The organism is Allobosea sp. 05T439 (assembly GCF_056396005.1).
Genome location: NZ_JBFTKP010000173.1, coordinates 1 through 382 on the forward strand (window position 1 = coordinate 1; position 382 = coordinate 382).

Here is a 382-nt window from a genome sequence, read left to right on the forward strand (position 1 = left end):
CCGTCTGGATGAAGCGTTCGGCCTTGCCGTTGGTCCTGGGGGTGTAGGGCCTGGTCCTGATCTGGCGCAGGCCGAGSTCGCGGCAGGCGTGGCGGAAGGCATGGGCTTTGTAGCAGGGGCCGTTGTCGGTCATSACGCGCGCGACGGWGACGCCGAGGCCTTTGTAATAGGCGACGGCGGCCCTGAGGAAGGCGACCGCGCTGAGCGCCGTCTCGTCCGGCTTGATCTCGACGAAGGCGAGCCGGGAGGCATCGTCGATGCAGACATGGGCGAACTCCCAGCCCGCCCCGACGCTGCGGCCGGCGCTGCGATCCCCGGTGACGCGATGCCCCGGCTCCCTGAACCGGTTGAGCTTCTTGATGTCGAGATGGATCAGTTCGCC

Annotated in this window: 1 protein-coding gene; it reads right to left on the reverse strand. The window is 68.1% G+C overall.

All coding sequences use genetic code 11. The features are described 5' to 3' along the window. Positions 1 to 382: DDE-type integrase/transposase/recombinase (locus AC1DIO_RS35595; protein ID WP_476854985.1), on the reverse strand; the 382-nt coding region annotated here is incomplete at both ends.